Source organism: Halobellus clavatus (genome assembly GCF_900107195.1).
Classification (GTDB): Archaea; Halobacteriota; Halobacteria; order Halobacteriales; family Haloferacaceae; genus Haloquadratum; species Haloquadratum clavatum.
In genome coordinates, this window is sequence record NZ_FNPB01000001.1 from 310077 (window position 1) to 325780 (window position 15704).

15 protein-coding genes are annotated in these 15704 nt (G+C 67.6%); 10 read left to right on the forward strand and 5 right to left on the reverse strand.

What is annotated here, in order from left to right; translation table 11 throughout:
* Positions 1-101: 101 nt before the first annotated feature.
* Positions 102-2507, forward strand: a complete 2406-nt coding sequence (locus BLU74_RS01595) for a DUF2298 domain-containing protein (protein ID WP_089764409.1) — start codon at positions 102-104, stop codon at positions 2505-2507.
* A gap of 39 nt (positions 2508-2546) precedes the next feature.
* Here BLU74_RS01595 and BLU74_RS01600 read toward each other — a convergent pair whose 3' ends face one another.
* Positions 2547-2804: an HAH_0734 family protein gene (locus BLU74_RS01600; protein WP_089764411.1), complete on the reverse strand. Its 258-nt coding sequence runs from the start codon at positions 2802-2804 to the stop codon at positions 2547-2549.
* Positions 2805-2942: 138 nt separating this feature from the next.
* Here BLU74_RS01600 and BLU74_RS01605 point away from each other — a divergent pair, with 138 nt between their 5' ends.
* Positions 2943-4004 (forward strand): zinc-dependent alcohol dehydrogenase, encoded by a 1062-nt coding sequence (locus tag BLU74_RS01605; protein WP_217635322.1) that lies wholly within the window; start codon positions 2943-2945, stop codon positions 4002-4004.
* Positions 4005-4018: 14 nt separating this feature from the next.
* Here BLU74_RS01605 and BLU74_RS01610 read toward each other — a convergent pair whose 3' ends face one another.
* Entirely contained in the window at positions 4019-4726 is a 708-nt protein-coding gene (locus BLU74_RS01610; protein WP_089764414.1) for a DUF8071 domain-containing protein, read from the reverse strand.
* 161 nt (positions 4727-4887) lie between these two features.
* On the opposite strand from BLU74_RS01610, the gene BLU74_RS01615 reads away from it, so the two are divergent.
* From BLU74_RS01615 to BLU74_RS01635, 5 genes are read left to right on the forward strand one after another with little or no spacing between them, the layout of a single operon-like run.
* A complete protein-coding gene (locus BLU74_RS01615; protein WP_089764417.1) occupies positions 4888-5169 on the forward strand; it encodes a 50S ribosomal protein L44e in 282 nt (93 codons plus the stop codon).
* Positions 5170-5171: 2 nt separating this feature from the next.
* On the forward strand, positions 5172-5357 hold the full coding sequence (locus tag BLU74_RS01620; RefSeq protein WP_089764419.1) for a 30S ribosomal protein S27e: 186 nt from the start codon (positions 5172-5174) through the stop codon (positions 5355-5357).
* A gap of 24 nt (positions 5358-5381) precedes the next feature.
* Entirely contained in the window at positions 5382-6179 is a 798-nt protein-coding gene (locus BLU74_RS01625; protein WP_089764421.1) for a translation initiation factor IF-2 subunit alpha, read from the forward strand.
* 20 nt (positions 6180-6199) lie between these two features.
* Complete coding sequence (locus tag BLU74_RS01630) at positions 6200-6382, forward strand: RNA-protein complex protein Nop10 (protein ID WP_089764424.1); 183 nt, start codon at positions 6200-6202, stop codon at positions 6380-6382.
* A 4-nt stretch (positions 6383-6386) separates the two neighbouring features.
* Positions 6387-7145 (forward strand): proteasome assembly chaperone family protein, encoded by a 759-nt coding sequence (locus BLU74_RS01635; protein WP_089764426.1) that lies wholly within the window; start codon positions 6387-6389, stop codon positions 7143-7145.
* 9 nt (positions 7146-7154) lie between these two features.
* On the opposite strand, the gene BLU74_RS01640 is transcribed toward BLU74_RS01635, so the two are convergent.
* The gene (locus BLU74_RS01640; RefSeq protein WP_089764428.1) at positions 7155-8054 is read right to left on the reverse strand and encodes a PhzF family phenazine biosynthesis protein; all 900 of its coding nucleotides are present in this window, start codon (positions 8052-8054) and stop codon (positions 7155-7157) included.
* Positions 8055-8167: 113 nt separating this feature from the next.
* Between BLU74_RS01640 and BLU74_RS01645 the strand changes: the two genes are divergently transcribed.
* From BLU74_RS01645 to mtnP, 3 genes are all read left to right on the forward strand, one after another.
* Entirely contained in the window at positions 8168-8872 is a 705-nt protein-coding gene (locus BLU74_RS01645) for a phosphoribosyltransferase (protein WP_089764430.1), read from the forward strand.
* Between the two features lie 83 nt (positions 8873-8955).
* Positions 8956-9912 carry an AEC family transporter gene (locus tag BLU74_RS01650; protein ID WP_089764433.1) on the forward strand — a complete coding sequence of 319 codons (957 nt, stop codon included), beginning with the start codon at positions 8956-8958 and terminating at the stop codon, positions 9910-9912.
* 251 nt (positions 9913-10163) lie between these two features.
* Positions 10164-11024, forward strand: coding sequence for an S-methyl-5'-thioadenosine phosphorylase (gene mtnP, locus BLU74_RS01655; RefSeq protein WP_089764435.1), 861 nt, complete (start codon positions 10164-10166; stop codon positions 11022-11024).
* A gap of 87 nt (positions 11025-11111) precedes the next feature.
* On the opposite strand, the gene BLU74_RS01660 is transcribed toward mtnP, so the two are convergent.
* Positions 11112-12107 carry a segregation/condensation protein A gene (locus BLU74_RS01660; RefSeq protein ID WP_089764437.1) on the reverse strand — a complete coding sequence of 332 codons (996 nt, stop codon included), beginning with the start codon at positions 12105-12107 and terminating at the stop codon, positions 11112-11114.
* Complete coding sequence (gene smc, locus BLU74_RS01665; RefSeq protein WP_089764440.1) at positions 12100-15699, reverse strand: chromosome segregation protein SMC; 3600 nt, start codon at positions 15697-15699, stop codon at positions 12100-12102. Before smc ends, BLU74_RS01660 begins: the two co-directional genes overlap by 8 nt.
* Between the last annotated feature and the right edge of the window lie 5 nt (positions 15700-15704).

A 15704-nucleotide genomic window follows, 5' to 3' on the forward strand; every position in this document is an offset into this window, starting at 1 on the left:
GCTTCTGCGTGAAAAGCGAACCGCTACGCGTCGCAGGGTGGTATTCACGAGCGCCATCACAAAGCGTATGTTCCGCCGTCTCGCTCCCTGAGACACGAAGAATGGAGTACGCGCTCGTCCTCCTGTGGGTCGCCCTCTACGCGGTGCTCTTCGCACTCGGCCTGCCGCTCGCTGCCAGGTTGCTCCCGGGCGCACAGGGCCGCGGCGCGGGGTTCGCCGTTCCCATCGCGCTCGTCGTCCTCAGCGTCCCCGCCTACTGGCTCGGCCACGTGTCGTGGGGCCCGCTCGCGCTCGCTGGCGGCGTCCTCGCCCTCCTCGTCGCGAGCGCGCTCGCAGGCCTCGATATCGACGGCCTCCGGAGCGGGACGCTCAGGCTCGCGGTCGACATCGATCGCGACGCCGCGACCGACGCGGCCGCCGTCTTCCTCCTCGGGTTCGCGCTCGTCGTCGCGATCCGGGCCCTCGATCCGGCGGTTCACCCCGGCGGAGGCGAGAAGTTCCTCGACTTCGGGCTCCTGAAGACGCTCGCCCAGTCGCCGACGCTCCCTCCCGAGGACTTCTGGTTCGCCAACGAGCCGGTCCAGTACTACTACGGCGGCCACCTGACGGCGACGCTGCTGTCGTGGCTCACCGGCACCCCGCCGCGGTTCGCGTACAACCTCGCCCTCGCGGGGTTCTACGCGGCGCTCGCGAGCGCCGCCTTCGAACTGGCGGGGGCGATCGGCGCCGACCGACTGCCCGGCGTCCCGGACTCGCTGTCGCCCCGGCGCGCGCGACGGCTGGCGGGAGGCATTGCCGTCTTCTTCGTCGGCATCGCGAGCAATCTCGTCACTGCCGGCCGGTTCGCGCTCCTCGCGCTCCCGGAACCGGTGCAGCGGCCCGTGGTGGCAGCCGTCGCGGCACAGAGCCGATACGCCGTCGAGGACATCCTCGCGGGCGCGGACTCGTTCAGTTACTGGAGCGCCTCTCGGGTCATTCCGGGCACGATCAACGAGTTCCCGCTGTTCGCGTGGGTGAACGGCGACCTCCACGCGCATATGATCGGAACACCGACGCTGCTGCTCGCCGCGGCCGTCGGGTACGCCTCTTACCGGACCCCCCAGTCGAACCGTCGCCGGAGGCGGGCGCTCGTCTTCGGCGTCCTGCCGGTCCTCGCGGCCTGGCAGGCGGTGCAGAACACCTGGAGCTTCCCCAGCGTGCTCGCGCTCGGGTGGTTGGCGGCGACGTTCGCGCCGGCCGACCCGGCGACGCTGCTCCCGGGCCCCATCGCAGTGCGGCTCCGCTCGGCCGTCAGGGGAGACGGCGCAGCGGCGTCGACGCCGTCACGGCTTCTCGACGAGTGCCGACGCCTCGGTGGAGCGACGCTCGCGGTGTCGATGGCCGCGGCGGTCGCCGTCCTCCTGGCGCTCCCGTTTCTGCTCGGGGCGGCGACGGGGGGCGGGGGCCGGTCGGTCGAGTTCGTAGAGCGGTCGATGCGGAGCGGCGTCGGCGGCCTGCTCTTGGTCCACGGAGCGTTCGTCGTCGGGTTCGCGGCGTATCTCCTCTCGCGAGTCCACCTCGAACGCCGCTGGGCGCTCGTCCTCGCAGTGCTGTGGGCCGGATACGTCGGCCAGCAGATCGGGTTCGCGGCGCTCGGCGTGTCGGTGCCGCTGCTCGTGCTCGCGTGGGTCGGGCTCCGGACCTCGCGATCGCTCGGCTACGAGACGGTCCTGATCGTCGCAGGCGCGGGCCTCGTCACGCTCGTCGAACTCCTCTACGTGAACGAGCAGGCGGGCCCCGGGCGGATGAACACCGTGTTCAAGACGTATATGCAGGTGTGGGTGTTCTGGGGGACCGCGATGGGCGTCGCAGTGCCCGGATTCGTCCTCGCGGTCGTAGAGCGTGACGCGACCGGGGCGGCGCGGCGCTCCATCGGCGGTCTCCCGTGGCGACGCGTCGGGGCCGTCGCGCTCGCCGTCGTCCTCGTCGTCTCGACGGGCGTCTACGGGGTGCTCGCGCTCGGGTCGCACGCGCAGTCGTCGCCGGCCGGTGGGCCGACGCTGGACGCGACGCAGTTCGTCGAGACGCAGCACCCGGGCTACGACCGGGCGATCGCGTGGGTCGACGAGCTGGGGGGGCAGCCGACAGTGCTGGAAGCGCCCGGGACGGGGTGGTACTCCGGCGGCACCGATGACCGTGGACGGGTGATGTACACGTGGCAGGCGAACCCGGTCTCGAGTCTGACCGGAGTGCCGACCGTCGCCGGGTGGCAACACGAGGTGGGCTATCGCGGCCAGGACTCGTATCGCGAGCGCGTCCGCGACGTGGACGCAATCTACACCGGGAGCGCGTCGGTCAGGGCAGACCAACTCGACGCGTACGGCGTCGAGTACGTCGTCGTGGGGCCGAACGAGCGGGCGCGCTACGGGTCGATTGCGTTCGAAGACGAGGCGTTCAGCGTCGTCCACCGATCGGGCGACGTTCGGATCTACGCCGTCGATCACGACGCGCTGCCGACGCGGTCCTGAGACGGCGACGCGCTGGTGAGAAGGGAGCCGGCGCCGGCGTTACGCGCCGCGCTCGACGATCACGTCGATCGCCTCGGCGTCGACGGCGACGACGTCGAGGAAGTGCGGGACGAACTCTCGTTTCTCGAAGGTCTCGCGTTCGTCTTCGCTGCCGACCGTGCACCACAGTTGCGGTCGGTCCGCGCCGTGGTAGTCGCTCTGTCGATCGATCGAGAAGCAGACGACCTCCTCGCCGTCGAGTTCGATGGTCGCGCCGCGACCGATGCCGGGATCCCCGCGGATGATGACCTTCTTCATACGACGACGTTGGCTCAGTCGGGGCTTAATCGCTTCGGAGACGGCTCGCCGGTGACACCCGGTCGAAACGGCGGTGGAGACAGCGAGCGCTGACGCACCCGAAACGGTAAGCCCAACTCGGGTGAATCGGGGGCCACGATGACAGCCGAGAACCGGATGACCGTGCTGGAGAAGCGCGACGCGGCCGAAGGAATGACGCTCTCGGACCGGCCGGTACCGACGCCGGGCGAGAAGGAGGTCCGAATCGCCGTCAAATCCGTCGGTATCGACGGCGGCGTCGAAGGGCCGCTGTACCGCTGGGAGGAGTCCTATCACCGCTACGAACCGCATCTCCCGCAGGTGTTCGGCCACGAGTTCGCGGGCGTGGTCGATGCCGTCGGGTCGCGCGTCGACGGGTGGAGGGGCGGCGAGCGCGTCGCCGTCGAGCCCCGGATCTCCTGCGGTCGGTGTCGGAACTGCCGCGACGGGCGATCGAACCTCTGCACCGAAGAGACCGGCTTCTCGCCCCACGGGCGAAAGTCGATCGGGATCGACACCGAGGTGCCAGGTGCGCTCGCGGAGTACGTCACCGTCCCCGCGCGGAACCTCTATGCGCTCCCCGAGGACGTCACGTTCGACGAGGGCGTGTTCCTCGAACTGCTCGCTATCGGCGTCCACGGCGTCGACGTCTCGTCCTTCGGAATCGGCGACCGCGTCGCGATCACGGGCCCGGGCTCGGCGGGGATGAGCGCGCTCCTCGCGGCGCGGGAGGCCAGCGCGAGCGAAATCGTGATGATCGGCGCCGACGCCGACGAGGCGACGCGGCTCCCGACCGCCCGCGAGATGGGGGCGACGTCGACGCGGACCGTCGGCGAGGGGCCGCTCGACGACCCGGTCGACGTCTTCCTCGAAGCGTCCGGTCACCAGTCCGCGCTCGAACTCGCGGAGGCGAGCATCCGTCCGGGCGGCGAACTCGTCCAGATCGGCGTCTACCACGGTGCGAATCGCGTGCCGGTCGATCTCAACGAGTTCGTGAACGAGGAGATCTCGGTCCGACCGATCAACGCCCGCCGTGAGTCCGACTGGCGGCGAACGCTGGCGATCGCGTCCTCGATCGACCTCTCGCCGGTCGTTGGGCCGGCCTTCGAGATGAGCGACTACGAGTCGGCGTTTGCCGCCGAGGCCGACCGAGCGGGGGTGAAGGTAGTGTTACGTCCCTGAGTGACGCCGCCGCCTCACGCGTTCTCCACGGTCGAAGACGGCCCAGTGCGCCCGCCGAGGGTGCGCGCAACGCGGCGGAGCCCGCATCCGAGGACGAACCCGGCGACGGCGATCGGCACGCCGAACGCGAACGCGAAGAGAACCGCCGTCCCGACCGCGTCGGGGAGCGAGACGACCCGCTGTCCCCAAGAGTACGTGACGGTCGTGGCGTACCGCGTCACCGCAGCGCCGAAGACCGGCGCACTCACGAGCAGTCCGGTGGGGAGTAGCCCCGAGTTGATGCCGGCGCTGATCGCACCGAGCGCGAGCAACCCGGCGACGGCGAGAAAGAGGGCTACTGCGGGATCGGTGCCGTACCAGGTCCCGCGGACCCAGGCGGTCAGCGTCTGGTATCCGACCTGTGAACCGACCCACGAGGCGGTGCCGAGCGCCAGCACCGGCGACACGAGGACCACGAGCACCGACACGTCCCGGCGCATACCGAAGAGGCCGACGCGAAGCGGCCCGTAGACGAACGCCGTCACGGGTCCGGAGAACACGTCGCCTGCCCGTCGGACGGCGGCTGCTCCCAGTGACCGGAGGGGGCTGAGAAGTCGGCGGAGTGCGTGCCACGCGAGCCGAGTCAGCGAGCGCGTCGCGCCGGCTGTTCGTCGGACGAGACGCGCCACGAACGCGACGGCGACGCTGGCCGCTGAGTGGAGGGAGGACCAATTCGGGCGCATACTTCATCGTACCGACGGATCGGACTTAATGATTCGGTGTGTGCCGCCGGCGGCCGTCCGTCAGGGAGAGTTAACGGCCGGAGCGTCCCCCGAACAGACCGTCGCTCCGAACCAAACGGGTTTTAACCGACGGTGTCGAAACGACGGCAAGGTCGATATCTATGGAGATGCCACGCCGATTCAATACGTACTGCCCGAACTGTGACGGGCACCACGAGCACGAGGTCGAGAAGGTCCGAACGGGCCGCTCGACCGGGATGAAGTGGAATGCACGACAGACTCGCCGCGGCAAGGCGGTCATCGGGAACGCCGGGAAGTTCTCGAAGGTGCCCGGTGGGGACAAGCCGACGAAGAAGACCCACCTGAAGTACATCTGCGCGGACTGCGGCAAGGCCCATATGCGTGAGGGCTGGCGCGCCGGGCGACTCACCTTCCAGGAGTAACGATGGCCGGGAACTTCTACCGCGTCCGGTGCCCGGACTGCGACAACGAACAGGTCACCTTCGGCAAAGCGTCGACCGCCGTCAACTGCGCCGTCTGCGGAACGACGCTCGCGACGCCGACCGGCGGCGACGCGGCGCTTCACGGCGAAGTCGTCGAGACAGTCGAACGCCGCGCCACCGAGGCGTAACGCTCCCTTCAGAGGTTTCAATATATGCAGTACAGCGGCTGGCCCGACGCAGGTGAACTCGTCGTCGGTGACGTCGACGAGATCACGGACTTCGGGGTCTTCGTCGACCTCGACGAGTACGAGAACAAGCGCGGCCTCTGCCACATCAGCGAGGTCGCGAGCGGCTGGATCAAGAACGTTCGCGACCACGTCGGTGAGGGACAGACGGTCGTCGCGAAAGTGCTGGAGGTCGACGAGGGGTCCCAACAGATCGATCTCTCGATCAAGGACGTCAACGAACACCAGCGCAAAGAGAAGATCCAGGAGTGGAAGAACCAGCAGAAGGCCGACAACTGGATGGAGATCGCCTTCGGCGACGACATCGACGACGAGCGCTACAGCGCCGTCGCGAACGCGATCCTCGCGGAGTTCGAGTCACTCTACGACGGCTTCGAGTCCGCGGCAATCCACGGCACCGACGCCCTCGAGGACGTCGAGCTCGACGACGAGGAGATCGAGGCGATCGTCGACACCGCCCGAAAGAACGTCTCCGTTCCCTACGTGAACGTCACGGGCTACGTCGACCTTCGGTGCCCCGTCGGCGACGGCGTCGACCGGATCAAAGAGGCGCTGCAGGCCGCCGAGGGCGACGACGTCCCCGAGGAGATCGACCTCGAAGTCACCTACGTGGGCGCCCCCGAATACCGGATCCGGGTCCAGGCACCCGATTACAAGACCGCCGAAAACGCGCTCGAGTCCGCTGCCGACCGCGCCAGCGAGTCGATCGTCGCCGACGGCGGCACGGCCGAGTACCACCGCGAGCGGAACGAGGACGAAGAGTAGCGATCCGCCGTTTTCGATAGATGAAATCCGACATTCGGGTCTGTTCGGTCTGGCGCGACGCCCACGACCGCCCGGTGTACACGCTTTCAGATACCTGTCCCGAGTGCGGAGCCGACGCCGAGAACTCCACGCCTGCCCCGTTCGATCCCGAAGACGCCTACGGGGAGTACCGACGCGCTCTTAAACGCCGCGGCCGCGAATGAGGGTATGGACGATATCGAGGTCGAGACGCTCGAAGAGCCCACGCTCCGGGATCCGGTCCTGATCGAGGGACTGCCGGGAGTCGGGCACGTCGGGAAGTTGGCCGCAGAGCATCTGCTGGAGGAGTTCGAATCCGAGACCGTCGCCCGGGTCTACTCGGACGAGTTCCCGCCACAGGTGGGCGTCGACGACGACGGCGTCACGTCGCTCGCCTGCGCGGAGTTCCACGCCGTCGAAACCGACGAGCGCGACCTTCTCGTTCTCACGGGCGACCACCAGGCGCAGTCGCACTCGGGTCACTACCACCTCACTGACGCGTTCCTCGATCTCGCGGCGTCGTTCGACGTCGGCGGCATCTACGCGCTCGGCGGCGTCCCGACGGGCGAACTCGTCGAGGAGCCCGACGTGCTGGGCGCGGTCAACGACGCCGACACGGTCGAGGAACTGACCGACGCCGGCGTGGAGTTCCGCGAGGGCGAACCGGCCGGCGGGATCGTCGGCGTCAGCGGTCTCCTCTTGGGACTCGGCGAACGGCGAGACCTCTCGGGCGCGTGTCTGATGGGCGAGACCAGCGGCTACCTCGTCGACCCCACGAGTGCACAGGCGGTGCTCGAAGTCCTGGAGACGGTGCTCGGCTTCGAGGTCGGCTACGACTCCCTCGAAGAGCGCGCCGAGGAGATGAAAGAGGTCGCCGAGAAGATCCAGGAGATGCAGAATCAACAGCAGGGGATGCCGACCGACGACGATCTGCGGTACATCGGCTGACTGCGTTCTTCAGGCCTCCAGAATGTCGTCGTCCTCGTCGTCAGGGACGGTGAGCGTGCCGTCGAAGGAGGTCACGCCGTGGCCCCCGACGCGGACCTCGGTCGTCGCTTCGACGCGGATCCGGCCCGGTCGATCCAGGAAGTGTCCCTGTTCGAAGCGCATCTCCGCCGGGAAGTCGTCGAACGCGCCGACCTCACGGAGGTACGCGCCGCAGGCGCCCGCGGCGGTCCCCGTGACCGGATCCTCAGTGATCCCGAGCGCCGGCGCGAACGCGCGGGCGTGGAGCGTGGCGTCGCCGCCGAGCGTGTCGAAGGTGAACGCGTAGACGCCCGCAGCGCCGTGCTCGTCGGCGAGGTCCTCGATCGCGCCGGCGTCCGGTGACGCCTGACTCAGGTTTTCGAGGAAGTTCACGGGGACGAGCACGAAGGGGAGTCCGGTCGAGGCGACCGCGATGGGGGCGTCGGCGCCGACGTCCCGGAGCGCCGCCGGGTCGATCCCCAACGCCGCGCCGAGGCGGTCGTAGTCGGGAGCGATGCGCTCGACGGTCGGGCGGTCCTGGTTCATCCAGACGGTGCCGTCGGCCTCGATTTCGACGTCGAGAACACCCACGTTCGTCTCGACGGTCCCCTCACCGGCGTCGATCGCCCCCGACTCGTGGAGAAACGCGTGCGCTGCGATCGTCGCGTGACCGCAGAGGTCCACCTCCTGAGTCGGCGAAAAGTATCGCAATCGCCGGTCGGCGGTCGCCGACGAGCGGACGAACGCAGTCTCGCTGACGGCCAGTTCGCGGGCGATCGCCTGCATCTGTGCGTCCGAGAGATCGTCCGCGTCGGGCACGACGCCCGCGGCGTTCCCGGCCAGCGGTTCGGCGGCGAAGGCGTCGACGAGCAGCGCACGGCGGGTGTCCATATCCGTTCGAGGCGGTGTCGGGTGAAAAATCCTGCCGGGTCACCCGGTGGGACCCCCGAGACGAACAGATTAAGTCGTCGGCCGGCCCGTTACCCGAACGGTGACAGAACGCTATGGGCGACCTGCCCGATCAGTTCAATTGCACGATCACTAACTGGGAGTACATCTACGGGCTCTGCCGCGACGTCAGCGACCAGGTCAAGACGGCCGACTTCGAACCGGACGTCGTCGTCGCTCTGGCCCGTGGTGGCTGGTTCGCGGGGCGGTGCATCTGTGACTTCCTCGGCCTCGACGACCTCACGAGTCTGAAGATGGAGCACTACGTCGGCACCGCCGAGAAGGCCGACGAACCGGAGGTTCGCTACCCGATGCCCGAAGGCAGCGTCAAAGACAAAGACGTCCTCATCATCGACGACATCGCCGACACCGGCGGGTCGATCGAGCGGGCCTACGAGTACGTGACCGACCGCGACGCGGGCGAGGTCCGAACGGCGACGCTCCAGTTGCTCCAGACGAGTGCGTTCGAGCCGGATTTCGTCGGTGAACGGCTGAGTGAGTGGACCTGGGTCGTCTACCCTTGGAACTTCATCGAGGATATGATCGACCTGATCTCCGGCGTGATGATGAAGGCCGACGAGGAGACCTTCACGATCGAGGGCATCCGGAACCTCCTCTCGGCGTTCCACTCGGTGGACCGGATGGAAATGGAGATCGCACAACCCGGCCGGATGGACGAGGTGATGGCCGAGATGGAGCGCCGCGGCGTCGCCGAGGCGGTCGGCGAGGAGCAGTGGCGACTCGCTGACGGCGAGGCGTAGCGGGGACCACCGCGACGCATCGCTGGACGGATCGGCCACGAGTGGATCGAAGCGTTTGAGTAGCGACTGGCGGTTGCTCCGCTGTGGTCTCTCTCGTCTCCGTCTTCGCGACAGCCATTCTCCCGATCGTCGTCGTCGGCGGTGTCGGCTACCTACTCGGCCGATTTCGAACCGTAGACACGGATGCGATCAACACGCTCTTGATCTACGTGCTCGTCCCGGCACTGATCTTCCACAGCCTCACGACCACGACGCTCGCGCAGTCGACACTCGCGCGGATCACGGTCGCGATTCTGCTCTTTCACGTGCTCGCGATCGCCGTCGCGGAGGCCGCCGGACGCCTCTTCGGCGCGTCGAAGACGGCGCTCGCGGCCGTCGTCCTGGTCACGGCGTTCCCGAACACGGGCAACTACGGCGTCCCCGTCTCGAACTTCGCGTTCGGGGCGACGGGGCGAGCGACGGCCGTCGTCTACCTCTCGGTACAGGCCGTTCTCATCTGGACCGTCGGCGTCTACATCGCCTCCCGCGGGAGCGCCGAGAGCCGCCTGGACGGACTCAAGCGCGTCTTCAGCGTCCCGCTCGTGTACGCCGTTGTGGCGGCACTCCTCGCTCGCGGCCTCGGCGTGGTGCCGCCGACCGGGTCGACCGCGATGTCGACGGTGCAACTCGTCGGTGACGCGTCGATCCCGGTGATGTTGCTCCTGCTGGGGATTCAACTCGCTCGGACGGACGTCGGGTCGACGCTCTCAGCCGTCGGCGGCGTCGTGGCCCTGAAGATGCTCATCGCGCCGCTGCTCGGGATCGGCGTCGCGCTCGTCGTCGGATTCACCGAGCCGGCGGTCGCGCGGACGTTCGTACTCGAATCCGCGATGCCCTCGGCGGTGACGACCGTGATTCTCGCTGCGGAGTTCTCGGAGGGAGAGGTGGCCGGCGTCCCCGTCACGGAGTTCGTCTCGACGGCTATCTTCGCGACCACGCTCGTCTCCGTGGTCACGCTGACGGCGCTCATCGCGCTCTTGCAGAGCGGCGTCGTCGTGTGAGAGCGTCACCGATCCCTCCCTGACCGGCAGTCGGCTGCGCGACGACAGCGGGCGCTGGAACTGGCGGACAGTCGGCACGATCAGATCGCGATCCGCACACCCGCGTCGCTGTGCCGAACAACCGCGTTCGACGCGGGGCCGTTGTCAACGCATAGCGCCTCTGGCCGCGTGATCGCTGATAAACGTTCGTCCGGACGTTCGTCACGGGCCAGGACCCACGGATTTTAGCGCCCGCGGCCGAACCGTCGCCTATGGCCATCGGATTCATCGGCGGGAGCGGGATCTACGACGCGCTCCCCCTGCAGGACACGCGCGAAGTCGACGTCGACACCCCGTTCGGGAACCCCTCGGCCCCGCTCACAGTCGGAGAGTTCGGCGATACCGGCCGCGAAGTCGCGTTCGTCCCCCGGCACGGCACCGACCACGAGTACTCGCCCACGACGCTGCCCTACCGGGCGAACGTATTCGCGCTGAAGGAACTCGGCGTCACGCACATCATCGCCTCGAACGCCGTCGGGAGCCTCCGAGAGGACCTCCCGCCCCAGACCCTCGTACTCCCCGATCAGATCTACGATCGGACCAAGCACCGGGACCTGACGTTCTTCGACAGGGACGTCGTCGTCCACCAGCAGTTCGCCGAACCGTACTGCGCCGAACTCAACGGGATCCTCGCCGACGCCGCCGAAGCAGCGAGCGACGCCGACGTCGTCCGCGGCGGCACCTACGTCTGCATCGAGGGGCCGCAGTTCTCGACGCGCGCCGAGAGCGAGTTCTACCGCTCACAGGGCTGGGACGTCATCGGGATGACGACGATTCCGGAAGCGAAACTCGCCCGTGAGGCCGAGATGGCCTACGCGACGATCACGGGCGTCACCGACTACGACGTCTGGAAGGAAGACAGCGAAGTCTCCTTAGAAGAGGTGCTCGAGAACGCCGCCGCGAACGAGACCGCGATCAAAGAGACCGTCGAGGCCGCCATCGAGTCGATCCCCGAAGACCACGAGTGCGACTGTCACACGGCGCTCGCGGGGACGATCAACACGCCCGACGAGGCGATCCCCGAGTCGACGAAAGCCGACCTGGAGCCGCTGCTCGGCACGTACGTCGAGTAGATCGACCGGTGACAGCGATCTGACACGCAGGCCGCGGTCATCGAGTCAGACGGTGACGATCGAGGGTGGGGGCTGCAACCGCCGGAGTCAGTCGTCGTCGGCGGCCGGAACGGGGGCCTCTGTGTTCGCCGCCGCGTCATCGTCTGCCACGGCTGCTTCGACGGTGTCGGGATCACGGATCCAGAGGTCGCCGAAGAGGTCGTCCTGCTGCAGGTGGAGTTCGCCGCGGTGCGAGAGAAAGAGCAGGGCGAGATACGTCGTCACCGGCGTCGCCGCGGCATCATCGATCTCCGCGAAGAGGACTTCCTCGCGGCCGTTGTCGTAGTGAACGGTGACTGCCGCACGGACCGATTCGATCGACGTTTCGATGTCTTCGCTGTGGGCCGTCTCGGTCACGTCGGCGGCCGTCGGTTCGTCCGCGCCCCGGAACTCGTCGGCCGAGCGGTAGTCCAGCGTCTGCGTTCCGCCGCGGTCGCTGCGCGACGTACTGGAGGTGTCGTACTCGCGGCGGCGCTTCCACCACGACTCCCGCTCGGCCTCGCGGAGTTCGCGGACCAGTTCGTCCAGCGTCTCCGGCGAACCGCGCGCCTGCTTCCGTTCGAGGCGACGGTCCATCTCGGCTTCGAGCGCGTCGACGGGGTCGAATCCCGGCCCGGCAGCCCCGTCGTCGCCGCCGGCGATGGGGGCGCTCCCGCCGCGTTCGAGCGCCTCTTCCCACGGTTCGAGTTCGTCGTCCTCCTCGTCGTCGGATTCGAGCAGGGCGTCGCTCTTCATCCGCAGGAGGACCGCGGCGTAGAACAGCGCCCGCCCCGACGTGCGGAGATCGGTCTCGTCGAGTCGGTCGAGGAACGCGTCGGTCGCCTCGACGAGGTCGACGTCCCAGGGGTCGATCTCGCCCTCTTCGGCCAACTGGACGAGCAGTTCGACGGGCTCGACCTCGTCGTCGTCGACGTCGCCGTTCCCGCCGGGGGGATCGCCCGGTCCGCCCGAGAAGCCGTCGGGGTCGGAGTCGCCACTGAGTCCGCGAGCCAGTCCGTTCGTTCCGGGCGGCGCGGAGCCGGTCGAGCCGGCGGAGTCAGTCATCGGCGGGCACCTCCGGCTCCTCGCGTTCGCCCAGTTGGATCCCGGTGACGGCGCTGACGTTGTCGCCCTGCATCGTCACGCCGATGGCGCGCTCGGAGCGCTCTAAGAGCGCCGACCGGTGCGAGACGACGACGAACTGCGCGTCGGCCGAGAGATCGTCGACCATCTGGCCGACGCGCTCGGCGTTGGCGGCGTCGAGGAAGGCGTCGACCTCGTCGAGCGCGTAGAACGGCGCGGGGTTGTGCCGCTGGATGGCGAAGATGAACGCCAGAGCAGTGAGGGACTTCTCGCCGCCCGACATCGCGTTCAGCCGCTGAATCGGCTTGTCGCCGGGCTGGGCCTTCATCGTCAGTCCGCCCTCGAAGGGGTCCTCCGGGTCTTCGAGGTGCAGTTCGCCCGTCCCATCCGAGAGGCGCTCGAAGATGTCCGTGAAGTTCTCGTTGATCGCGTCGAAGGCGGTCATAAACGTCTGCTTCTTCTGCGCCTCGAAGCGGTCGATCCGGTCCTCGATCGCCTCCCGCTCTTCGACGAGGACGTCGCGGCGCTCCTGGAGGTCGTCTAAGTCCGCTTTCACGTCGTCGTACTCGTCGATCGCGAGCATATTCACCGGTTCGAGCGCCTCCATCTCCTCGGTCAGCCGCTCGATCTCGGCTTCGACCTCGTCGTGGTCGGGGATCTTCGCGGGGTCGTACTCGCCGACCTCGGCTTCGAGTTCGTCGATCTCCCAGGCGAGGCGCTCGGCGGTGTCCTCGAGCGAATCGAGTGTCGACTCGATGCGGTCGACCGTGTCGCGCTTCTCGTCGCGGTCGGTCTTGGCTTCACGCAGCGTCGCCTGCAGGTCCGAGCGCTCGGCTTTGAGATCTTCGAGCTCGGCCTCGAGTTCTTCGACGGCCTCGCGTTTGGCCTCGAGGTCCGCCTCGTGGTCTTCGATCTCGGCTTCCTTCTCCCGGATGGCGTCGCGGGCGTCGGCCTTCCGCTCCTGTGCGGTCTCGATCGTCTCCTCGAGGTCCTCGATCGCGTCCTCGGCGTACTCCTTCTCTAGGCCGAGTTCGTTGAGTCGCCCGTCGAGGTCATCCATCCGATCCTCCTTCGCCTCGATCTCCGCGCGGATCTCGTCGGCGCGGCTCGTGAGTTCGGGGATCTTCGAATCGGCGAGTTCGCCCTCCAGGTCGTCGATGTCGGCCTCGACCGAAGCGATTTCGGCTTCGTAGTCGTCGATTTCGGCGTCGACCTCGCGCATCTCCGCGTCGACGTCGGCGCGCTCCTCGCGGAGGTCTTCGATCTCCGTGCCCAGTTCGTCGATCCGCCGCTCCGCGTCCGCGACGGCCGCCTCGGCGTCTTCGATTTGGGCTTCGACCTCGCGGACGCGTTCGCGGGCGTCGGCGGCGCGCCCCCGGGCGTCCTCGATGTCCTCGTCGAGTTCTCGGATCTCCGCCTGGAGCCCCCGTCGCTCGTCTTCGAGGTCTTCGATCTCCTCGGCGAGGCGTTCGAGTCGACCGTTGCCGGACTTCGAGAACGAGTAGCGCGACCCGCCGCCGGAGCCGCCCGTCATCGCGCCCGAGCGCTCGACGAGGTCGCCGTCGAGCGTCACCATTCGGTAGTCGCCCATCAGGTCCCGCGCGGTCTGCATATCCTCGACGACGAGCGTCGAGCCGAGGACGTACGAGAAGACCGAGTCGTACTCGCTGTCGTAGTCGACGAGGTTTCGCGCGAAGTCGACGACGCCGGGGTGTGACGGCAGCGAGGGGAGCCCGCGATCGTCCATCTTCGTGATCGGCAGGAACGTGGCTCGACCGGCGTTCCGTGATTTGAGATAGTCGATGCAGTCCGATCCGACGCCGTCGTCGTCGACGACGACGTGTGCGAGTCGCCCGCCGGCGGCCGTCTCACAGGCGGTCGCGTACTCGCCGTCGACCGCGCCCAACTGGCCGACCGTGCCGTGGACGCCGCCTTTGCCGGCGTTGAGGGTCGTCGTCACCGCCCGCGGCCAGGAGTTGTCGCCGTCGTCGCTCGCACGGGCCTCCAGCGTCGCGTACTCGGACTGCTTGGATTGGATCTCCTCGACGACCGCGTCGAGGTCGGACTTCAGTTCAGCCTTCTCGTCTTGAAGCTCGTCGACGACCCCCTCGATCTTCGATTCGTTCTTCTCGGCTTTGTCCAGTTCGGAGTGGAGGTCCGACACCTCAGCCTGCAGGTCCGGAAGCCGCTCGCGGAGGTCGTCGATCTCCGATTCGAGGTCGTCGATCTCGCTGGCGCGGCGGCGCGTCTCGTCGAGGAGCCGATCTTTCTTCCGCTGGCTCTCGTTTCGCTCGGTCTTCAACTCCTCGAGCCGTTCTTTCTTCGACTCCAGTTCGGACTTCAGTTCGTCGTACTCGGTGTCGACGTTCTCGATCTCGGCTTTCACCTCCGCGAGGTCGGTCTCCAGCGATCCGATGTCGGATTTGACCGACGCCTTTTCGACTTTGACCGAGCGGATCTCCTCGTCGAGTTCCTCGATCGTCTCTTGCTTGCGGTCGAGTTGGACGAACGCCTCCCGGCGGTCGCTCTCGACGTCGTCGATCCGCTCCTCGGCGGCCTCGATCTCGTTTTCGACCCGGTTGATCTCGCCTTTGATCTCCTCGATCTCGGCTTTGATCCGGAGTTGCTCGTCTTCGCCCTTCCGTTCGATCTCTTTGGTCAGTTCGTCGAGTTCGTCTTCCAGGCGGGTGACGCGGCCCTCGCGGCGGTCCAGTTCCGCGCGCTCCTCGGCGAGGTCCGCCTCCGTCGACTCGATCTTCGATTCGGTCTCCGCGAGGTCGTCGCGTTTGTCTTCGAGTTCGGCCGCTTTCTTGTAGCTCTCGTACGCCTCACGGTCCTGACGGAGCGACTGGTATTCGAGGGCGGTCTCGCGCTCGTCCGCCAACTGATCGAGTCGCGTCTCCTTCTCTTCGATCCGAAGGTCCGCCTCCTCGATCCGGTCTTCGACCGCCTCCAGTTCCTCGAAGGCGTCCTCCTTCTTGGCGTCGAACTCCGCGACGCCGGCGATCTCGTCGATGATCCCCCGGCGCTGGTACGGCGTCATATTGATGATCTCGGTCACGTCGCCCTGCATCACGACGTTGTAGCCCTCGGGGGTGATGCCGGCCTGCGCGAGAAGGTCCTGGATGTCGGAGAGGTTGCAGGCGCGGCCGTTGAGGTAGTAATAGGAGTAGTAGTTGTCTTCGGTCTCCTTGACGCGTCGCCTGACGCTGATCTCGGAGACGTCGCCGACGTCTTCGCTGCCGGCCGCGTTGACGACCTGCGATCGGTCCAACGTGCGGTCCTCGTTGTCGAGGACGACGGTGACAGTGGCCTCTCTGGGGCCGGACTGCGGGCCGGCACCGCCGCCGTCGCTGCCGTCGGCGTGGCCGGGGTTGTAGATCAGATCAGTGAGTTTCTCCGCGCGGATGCCGCGCGTCCGCGCGAGGCCCAGCGCGAAGAGCACCCCGTCGATGATGTTCGACTTCCCGGAGCCATTCGGCCCGGTGACGACCGTGAAGTCCTCGTAGAACGGAATCTCGGTGGTCCGCCCGAAGCTCTTGAAACCGTCGAGGACGAGCTTTTTGATGTGCATAGATT